This window comes from Streptomyces sp. NPDC057486 (assembly GCF_042802415.1).
Taxonomy (GTDB): Bacteria; Actinomycetota; Actinomycetes; order Streptomycetales; family Streptomycetaceae; genus Streptomyces; species Streptomyces yanii.
Map to the genome: position 1 here is coordinate 1 of NZ_JBHVEE010000325.1, position 1,528 is coordinate 1,528.

General features: G+C 67.5%; 2 protein-coding genes. One reads left to right on the forward strand and one right to left on the reverse strand.

The features are described from left to right. Positions 1-205: 205 nt before the first annotated feature. Positions 206-442: a hypothetical protein gene (locus ACFU6I_RS48670; protein ID WP_384381036.1), complete on the reverse strand. Its 237-nt coding sequence runs from the start codon at positions 440-442 to the stop codon at positions 206-208. Between the two features lie 428 nt (positions 443-870). On the opposite strand from ACFU6I_RS48670, the gene ACFU6I_RS48675 reads away from it, so the two are divergent. Next, the gene (locus ACFU6I_RS48675; protein ID WP_384381038.1) at positions 871-1,389 is read left to right on the forward strand and encodes a hypothetical protein; all 519 of its coding nucleotides are present in this window, start codon (positions 871-873) and stop codon (positions 1,387-1,389) included. The last annotated feature ends 139 nt before the right edge of the window (positions 1,390-1,528 follow it).

The window sequence follows — 1,528 nt, forward strand, 5'->3', positions numbered from 1 at the left end:
GCCGGGATTCCGCCATGTCCGAGCACCAAAATCGCGTCGGTCACTCGGCAGTTGTCCCTCAGCGACGCCTCATCGCCCCAACCGAAACGGCGAGGTTAGCGATACATCTGTTACGTCATGGTGCTCGGGAACTCTCCGGGACCTGGCCGACGAGTGGCGGACTGCTGGACGGTGACGCGGCGTTCTGGGGGCGCCTGATGACTTTTCAGTGCGGCCTCCAGGTGAACTTGTCGCCACCCACCCACCGGACCACTTCCGGGTCGTCGAGGTCGTGGACCGTGATCCCTGCGGCAGCAGCGGTCAAGAGCACGTCCGTGATCGACTCCGCCGCTCTCACGACCTCTCCGTCGATCTCCACAAGGCGGAAGGGAGGGTCACCGGGCTGTACTCCCAGCACGGTAATCCTCGGCGTGGACGTACGGGGGCTCGCACTTTCGGTCATGCATGGATCGCTTCCACGCCACGGTCGTCAGTATGCCCGGCGGCAGTGTGGGCAGCGGGCTTCACGTGCTGGATACGGGTCCGGCGGCCGGCGCTCGACCTACCGTCCCGAGCAGGGCGGAACTTGATGTGGACTCACCCGGCAGGGACTACCCGACGGGGGCGGCGTCGACGAGAGCCCCCGGCGTCCGGGTGCTGCGCTCGCCTCGACTCGTCAACCCCGTCAAGGGGCGACGCGTAGTCGCCCCGGCCAAAAGTGGCGACGTGGGTCCGACGGAGGGCACCCCGGCCACGGCCACCGCGGAGGTGAATGACTGCCGACGCGAGAACGAACGTGCGGATATCGGGACGACCGATGGCGATGATTTCCTCGACGGTGACCGGCGAGCGATGCGTGCGCTGCCGCCTTCGTGCGGTGAAGCTGAGAACGTGAGTATCAGAAGCGTGCACCCGGTGAGTGCGGAGCAGATCTACGCAGCCCTCGTCGCCCTGGGGGCTGAACCAGTTCTGGATCCGGACGTGTGGCCCGAGGGCCCGCAGGCCGAGGACCGGCTGCGACTGCTGGGCGCCCTGCTGGCCAAGACAGAACTGGAAATCACCGCCTCGACCGGCGTGGGCAGGCAACCGCTGGAGGACGTCGCCGAAGCGCTGCTCGGATGGACGGAGCAGGCAGGACCCGACTCACAGGTCTCCTCCGTCGTGCTGGCGAACCGGTTGCAGCTCACCGCGGTGCAACTCACGGGGCCGGAGGAAGAGGGGCCTCCTCGCCGGGCGGCGTCCTGGGCGGCCGTCGTGGCAGCTACGGACGCACTCAGCGCCCGGCTCTTCTTCGAGCGCGGTGACATTCGAGCCACCCGACGAGCTCTCGACCGGACGGAGGCATCGGTCATCGCGATCCTGGAGGGCTTGCATGACCTCCGCGTGGCCATCGGTGATATCGAGGACTAAGGACTGTCCCGTAATCCCTGGCGGGCGCACGACGCCGGCTACGCCACCTCGCTGCGTTGTCGGAACGCCCGAATACGCCCAGTATGAGGACGCTCCTCCGCCTTGCGATGCACCGCATCCGACGCCGCGCGCTGATCCA